At 32.1% G+C, this 6,890-nt stretch carries 7 protein-coding genes; 1 reads left to right on the top strand and 6 read right to left on the bottom strand.

Features of this window, described 5'->3' with window-relative positions; translation table 11 throughout:
• Positions 1-317 precede the first annotated feature (317 nt).
• On the bottom strand, positions 318-2,702 hold the full coding sequence (locus AC3DU7_RS20580) for a protein kinase domain-containing protein (protein ID WP_488041167.1): 2,385 nt from the start codon (positions 2,700-2,702) through the stop codon (positions 318-320).
• A gap of 313 nt (positions 2,703-3,015) precedes the next feature.
• Here AC3DU7_RS20580 and AC3DU7_RS20575 point away from each other — a divergent pair, with 313 nt between their 5' ends.
• A complete protein-coding gene (locus AC3DU7_RS20575; RefSeq protein ID WP_488041166.1) occupies positions 3,016-3,465 on the top strand; it encodes a hypothetical protein in 450 nt (149 codons plus the stop codon).
• A gap of 297 nt (positions 3,466-3,762) precedes the next feature.
• On the opposite strand, the gene AC3DU7_RS20570 is transcribed toward AC3DU7_RS20575, so the two are convergent.
• The 5 genes from AC3DU7_RS20570 to AC3DU7_RS20550 all read right to left on the bottom strand — a co-directional run.
• Positions 3,763-4,350, bottom strand: a complete 588-nt coding sequence (locus AC3DU7_RS20570; protein ID WP_488041165.1) for a cyclin-dependent kinase inhibitor 3 family protein — start codon at positions 4,348-4,350, stop codon at positions 3,763-3,765.
• A gap of 277 nt (positions 4,351-4,627) precedes the next feature.
• On the bottom strand, positions 4,628-4,762 hold the full coding sequence (locus tag AC3DU7_RS20565; protein WP_488041164.1) for a DUF3226 domain-containing protein: 135 nt from the start codon (positions 4,760-4,762) through the stop codon (positions 4,628-4,630).
• Positions 4,763-4,784: 22 nt separating this feature from the next.
• Positions 4,785-5,201, bottom strand: a complete 417-nt coding sequence (locus AC3DU7_RS20560) for a DUF3226 domain-containing protein (protein ID WP_488041163.1) — start codon at positions 5,199-5,201, stop codon at positions 4,785-4,787.
• Between the two features lie 2 nt (positions 5,202-5,203).
• Positions 5,204-6,331 carry an AAA family ATPase gene (locus AC3DU7_RS20555; protein WP_488041162.1) on the bottom strand — a complete coding sequence of 376 codons (1,128 nt, stop codon included), beginning with the start codon at positions 6,329-6,331 and terminating at the stop codon, positions 5,204-5,206.
• 378 nt (positions 6,332-6,709) lie between these two features.
• The coding region (locus tag AC3DU7_RS20550) for a hypothetical protein (protein WP_488041161.1) at positions 6,710-6,890 on the bottom strand (181 nt) is incomplete at its 5' end.

Below are 6,890 nucleotides of genomic sequence, written 5' to 3'. Positions count from 1 at the left end.
ACTCCCCCGCTCCCCTACTCCTTAAAAAAGACTTTTTCAGCAAGCCCTAATTATTAATAATTCGGTAAGGCAGTAGGCAGCTTTGCTGTAGGCAGTAGGGAAGAAATTGAAAAAGTAAGGAAGTAGAGAGTACCTAGTTAACGATACTAAGTACAAAAATTGGGATAATTTATTTTCTGCTATTCCCTTAGTCAATTAGGGAATGATGTTACACCTAATACTACCAGTTGACGTACAGAATGTGAATTTAATAGTTTTGTAACTAGGAATCTTAATTATTAAGCATAATTTCTATATCCATTATTAATTATCCATTACTATCGTCGCCAAAGTTTAATAGTTCTGTCCTTACTGCCACTAGCAATACTATTACCATCAGGACTAAAAGTAACCGTATAAATCTCATCTTTATGTCCTATCAAAGTATTAACTAATGCTCCTGTTTCTAAATCCCATATCTTAATACTATTATCCTTGCTGCCACTAACAATATATCGACCATCAGGACTAACATTAACAGACATAACTTCCGCAGTATGACCAAGAATAGTTTTGATTAATTTTCCTGTTTTTAAGCTCCAAACTTTAATAGTCTTATCATAACTACCACTAACTATTTTTTCTCCATCTGGACTAATATCAACAGACCTAATTACTCCCTCATGTCCAGTTAATGTATTCATTAATTTTCCCGTATCTAAATCTTCAATTTTGATCGTTTTATCTGCACTACCACTAACTAATCTTCTACCGTCCGGGCTAATAGCAATAGAATAAACTACATCCGAGTGATCGGGGAAGGTAAAAATTAAGAAGCCTGTTTCTAAATCCCAAACTTTAACTGTTTTATCTTCACTAGCACTAGCAATTGTTTTATTATCAGGACTAATAGCAACTGACCAAACAGGTGACCAATGCTCAAATACTCGAAATGGTTTTCCCGTTTCTAAATTCCAGACAATTACTTCCCAATCATCAGTGCCTGCAACTAATTGAGTAGCATTTCTATTCAAAGCAACTGACCAAATTGGAGAATTATCACCAGAGAATGTTTTGATAACTTTCCCTGTAGGAATTTCTAAAACTTTTACTGTTGTATCCTCACTTCCGACAAATAAAGTTTTACTATCAGAATTAAATGCAAAAGTACGAGTTAAAGCATTAAAATTAGGCAAATTTTCAACCTGATAATTTTGCCAATTTATACCTTGTTTACACTTTTGTAAAATAGATTGAGCTTCAGCAAAAAGATCAGATTGTTGACTAATTAAAGTTGTTTGATTGATACATTCTTCATAGTTGCGCTTTATGTATAAATTTTGTATCAAACCCAATTTTGCCAATTCTTGCTGTTGCTGTTGTAATATTTGTTGTTGACGCACTACCAAATAATTTTGGAATTTAATATATCTATATATAGCAAAGATTATCACAATGAAGGTAGCGATAAATCCTAAAATCAACTGCCAGTTAAAATATGATTTTTTGTCGTTCTTGCTAAAGATTCTTTGAAATTTAGTAAGTGGAGATTTCGGCACAACTCTGTTTTCTATTAATTCTATATCTTCTTGAGTGAGTCCTAAAATTTGCTGTAGACGCTGTAACTCCTGGCGAGTTTCCTGATTAAAAGGATATTCTTCTTGAACTGCAGCTACTAATGTTTGTTCATACCTTTCTCCTTTATCCCGATATGTACGGTAAGGATTTAATATTTCATTCTCAATGATGTCTGTTTCTTTTTGTGACAGTTCTAAACTTTTTCTAAGTTCATCTAAAATTCTTCTCCCGACAACAGAAATATCTCCTCGATAACTAGCTATATGAATAACTTCTTCCCGATAAATTTCTTTTTCTTGACTATCTATAGTTGGATTTGAAAGGTCATTAATTTTTTTTAAATCTTCTATAACTTCTGCTGCTGACTGGTAACGTTCGTGAAAATCATAACACACCATTTTATCTAAAATATCTGCTAGAGGAGCAGAGCAATTTGTTAGGTATCGCCAAAAAATATCTTTTTTTTCACCATTTTCATTATCCTTTAGTTTCGATAATTCGCTACTAGGTAATCCAGTAATTGCCTGAATGCCAATCATTCCTAAAGCATAAATATCGCTACTAAATTGAGGATTATATTCAAATTGTTCTATTGGCATATATTCCATAGTACCAATCCTAGCTGTAGGATTTTGCTGACCAATATTAATTTCTTTAACAGCTCCAAAATCAATTAAAACTAATTTATTATCTGATTTTCTTCTAATTAAATTAGCAGGCTTAATATCTCGATGAATCACACTATTTTCATGCACAAACACTAAAATTTCTAAGACTTCGTTGAGAATTAAATTTACCTGTTTTTCAGATAGAGGTTTACCTGGTAATATTTCATTATCCAAAGATTGACCAGGAATAAAAGATTGAACTAGAAAAAACTCTCGATCTTCTTCAAAATATGCAAGTAGTTTAGGAATTCGATCGTGTTGAGAAAGCTTTTCTAGCATTTGTGCTTCTTTTTGAAATCGCTCGCGAACAATATTGATTAATCTTTGATCATCAATATTTGGCTGTAGATGCTTAATAAAACATTGTGCTTCTCCAGGACGACGAATATCTTGGGCCAGATAAGCATGGCCAATTTCTCCTGATTCAATAATTTTAATAATTTGATAGCGTCCATCTAAAATATTACCAATCATCATTATTGTGGTAGAGCCTTTTTTAGTTGATTATGGCATGAAACAATTTACTCATTTTGACATCTACAATTATAGAAAAAAGAATTTTTCTTAAGAAAATTTTCCTGATTCCAAAACTAAAAATTAGAAGTTTAATTGTAACCTTTAATCATTAATTGATAGAGATATGTTACTCCAGAACACAAATTGATTCTGATAAAAAGTGTAATATAGAAACCAAAATCATAATTTTGGCCACTCAAAACAAAAGCACTATTTCGGTAGTGCTATCATAGATAGAACCAAAGCTAAAATCAGGTAATAGGGAGTTAAGTGGATGAGTCATGAAATAATAGCAATCAGGAGACCTGTCAGACCAAAACAGCCTATTGATCCAAATTCTCCGCAGGAGGAGCTTCACGAACAAATTCAGTCAAAAGTAGAAAAACCAAATCCAATAAAAAATAGCCCCTCATCAAAAAAAGAAGGTACAAATGAAAGGCAATTAAGAAAACCTATAAGTAAACCAGAAAGACCCAAAAAACCAGGAAAACCAAAGTTAAAAGAATCTATCCAACAAGTTACCAATGCTGACGGAAAAGTTTTTAGTCCGGGGGATAAAATTTTAGTATCAGCACCCTGGAGTAGTATGGTAGAAGCTGAAATTACGGGTTTTTATAAAAGTCCTGAAGGTTCAATCTGGGCAATTTTTCTTCCTCAAGAATCTCTACCTAAGTGGAAGTGGGAAAAAGGTTGTATCCGGGCTGAATTATTAAAACAACCATAATTAAGGCCAAATAAATATTAAATTCAGGATAATTTGGCATCTAAAAAATCCTCAAAAATTATAGCAGGATGATTTGGGTTATTTAGAAAATATCCTGAATAAAACTAATAGGGAACAGGGAAAAAATCTCTTGAAGAAACAGATTAGGGAGAGGATATATTTTAGACTTTTCTCCTGTTCCATCAAGATTCAATTAAACTAAATATAACTCTATACTAAATCAGATTTAGATAGGTTACTTGTTAAGGTAGCAAATAAATATTTATCCAAATAGTAGAACTCAAACAAATAAATTCTTTAAAGTGCTGAAAATTGCAGTTTTTCTGGAGTTAATTCTTGAGCAAATCGGAAAACAAAATTTTCTTGTTGTTTTGTTTCTATTGTGTATTGACGAGTTTGTCTAACCTTAGCGATCGCTTCTACTTCAGAATAACCTAAAGCTACTAAACAACAAGCGGCAACTGTTCCGGTACGTCCTAATCCAGCTTTACAATGAATTACTACTATTTGTCCTTCTTTTACTACTTTCAAAATATTGTTAATTAGATGAATAAACTCATTTATTGAGGTAGGAATACTTCGATCTTTAATGGGAAATCTGATACTTTTTATTCCTTGTGCTTCTGTTACTTTTCCCAGGTCAGAAATTTGTATGTCTTCTAATTCATGTTCTTCTAGAAGTGTTATTAATATATCCATCTCATAATCTAACCGTAGTCGTAATAAGTCTTTATTCAAATCCCGGTCCCAATCTAAGTGCATACCGAAATTTTTCTTACCAGGAGCTAAGGTCATACCAATTTTCCCCTTTAAATTCACTACTTCTGGTGTTAAGAAATCGACATTAATAGGGTCATTGTCAGAATTTTTGAGTTGTTTAATCATCTTTATATTAGCTACAAATAAGGATTGCTATAGTTAAAATTAAATTTAATAAATTTTACAAGTCATATAATTTTTTAAACCAGTTAATAAATATTTGAGCCTTGGGGATGTTTTGGATTTAAGATTTTTTCCATCACAGCATTATGTATAGCAATGTGCGCTGGCATATTTACAAATTGCAGGAGATGTCCAATAGCTAAAAGTCTTATATTATCGGTTTTTTATTACCCCTGTTGCCTGTTGCCTGTTGCCTGTTGCCTGTTGCCTGCGCACAGCGCTATAATTGGCGACCGGGAGTATTTTGCCATGCTAACCATGTATGAATATTGGCTTTATCAGTGTGATTTTCTATAAATGGCGCGCCTTGATTTTTAGCTTCTTTAACTGCTGTTTGTGCATAATTCCAAAGCAATTCTTTTTCGTCAGGAATTATATTAAGTCAGAAATGTTTCTAACATTCCAGACATTTTATTATCTGGCATCATCCACACCCCAAATTTAACACCAGAATTAGTGTTATGAATTAGACCTGTTTCTGGTAAATTTTCAGGAAAATCAGGAATACTTGGTAAACAAACATTTCTAATGCTTTGCCATCTATCCTTTGAATTATCATCTGCATCAACCATTAGACCTAATGCAGAAAGTCCAGATGCTTTTAACTCTGTAGAAATTACATTTTTATTTAGTAATTTTTCTATGCCATCAAAGGATTCAATATATACAAATGGTTGTTTATTTTTATCTTCCCAAGGAATATCATTAGCTTCTATCAAATATGGAATAACTCTTTTATCCTCATCACCTTCTACTAAAAGCTTATTTCTGGGAGGAACAGATTTTTTTGCCATTACTATCGCACCTCTATGTCACGTTGTGCAGCAATAACAATTTCAGATTCAGTGAAAACTACAGAACTATTTTTATCAGCTTCTATCCTGTGAATTGTAATTTCTTCACCCTCTAAATTTTCATTTTGAATAACATCAGCAAGACTACTCCAACAATCACTATTATGAGTAGTAGCAAATACTTGAACATCTAATTTTTTTGCGGTTTTCCAAATAAGTTTCCACATATCAGACATTGTAGAAAAATGTAAACCAGTATCAATTTTATCTACAAGTAATACTCCACCTTGAGCAGAAACAAGAGCGATCGCTAATGCTAAAATTCGCCATATTCCTTCTCCCATACTGCCAATAGGTATAGGTTGTTTTTGGTCAGAAACTTTTACTCTAAACCCTCCTCTTGCTCCTAAACTTCTAGTGTTAGAATCATATTTTTGAGGACCAATTGAAGCAATACGTTCAATTTTAGGTTCAATAATTTGTAATGCTTCTAGAGTCAATATTTCCTCTGGTGTTAAAACAATTTCATCAAATAGTTTAGTAATTTCGTTAATATCCAAAGATAATGGTGTAATAAATTGGGATTTTGTAATTGATTTAGCAAGTCTTGTATTTAATTTTGTCGCCAATATAGCCCAGTTTGAGTTACCTGGGTATATACCTCCATAATCTGATAAATCTCGTTTTATTTTTCCTATCTGATTCTGCCAATTAAGTATAAAAACAAGTTTTTTTGATGCTTCTAAGTCATCCTTAAATTCTTCTGAATCATCCGATCTATCTTGTTCGGAATTATTAGCAGGCTCTGTTTGTATTGAAGCAATTAACCTTTCCGGTTCTTTTCCATTATTTCCTACTATAGAAAATTCACTTCCTACTGAAATTTCACGCCCATAGAAAAGGTGACGAATATCCAGTTGGCGATCGCCTTCCGTAAAATATTCTCCTCGGTCAAACATCATTTTCTGAAATTTGTCTGGTTGATTAAAGGAATATAAAAGTTGAATAGCCTCTAAAATAGAAGTTTTCCCACTATTATTCATCCCCACCAACAAATTAACTCTGCTAAGTTGTTGAAGTTCAAAAGATTGGAAGCAACGAAAATTATTTATAGTTAACGATTTCAACATATTTATTTCCTGTTCATATATATTTGAAAATGAAAAGATTTAATTTTAAGATGATAGTAAATTTTCAACTTTTTGTTTGAGAATAGGTAAATCTAAATTACACCTATTTTATCAACTTAGGCTACACTACTTATCTTATACTGAAGTGCGAAATAATTTTCGTAAATTAGTGTAGGATTAAAGTTTTGAGGCGATAAAATCTTACTTTTAACTTTTAACTTTTAACTTTTAACTTTTAACTTTTAACTTTTGACTTTTGACTTTTGACTTCCGTAAATTAGTGTAGGGTTAAAGTTTTGAGGCGATAAAATCTTACTTTTAACTTTTGATTTTTGACTTTTGACTTCCGTTATCACTACAAACAACTAAAGTATAATTTCAACCTGAATCTGCTAGCAACATATTTCGGCAGATATGAATACCTAAATTGCCTCTGTTGCATAAATTTCTAATTTCAAAATCATGAGCATTTTCAGCTCTAATGACAGCTTGTATTTTGGCTACCGGAAATCGTAATCTCCTACTCCGCAATAAGCAATTAAATCTATTTCTTCTGGCT

Source organism: Okeania sp. (genome assembly GCF_983059655.1).
The sequence above is the reverse complement of the archived record's forward strand: the minus strand, read 5'-3'. Positions and strand labels throughout refer to the sequence as shown.

Excerpts from the sequence above, each read along its gene's own strand:
- AC3DU7_RS20560 (WP_488041163.1), bottom strand. The coding sequence starts at position 5,201 with ATGGCAAAAAAATCTGTTCCTCCCAGAAATAAGCTTTTAGTAGAAGGT.
- AC3DU7_RS20575 (WP_488041166.1), top strand. The coding sequence starts at position 3,016 with ATGAGTCATGAAATAATAGCAATCAGGAGACCTGTCAGACCAAAACAG.
- AC3DU7_RS20555 (WP_488041162.1), bottom strand. The coding sequence starts at position 6,331 with ATGTTGAAATCGTTAACTATAAATAATTTTCGTTGCTTCCAATCTTTT.
- AC3DU7_RS20580 (WP_488041167.1), bottom strand. The coding sequence starts at position 2,702 with ATGATGATTGGTAATATTTTAGATGGACGCTATCAAATTATTAAAATT.
- AC3DU7_RS20570 (WP_488041165.1), bottom strand. The coding sequence starts at position 4,350 with ATGATTAAACAACTCAAAAATTCTGACAATGACCCTATTAATGTCGAT.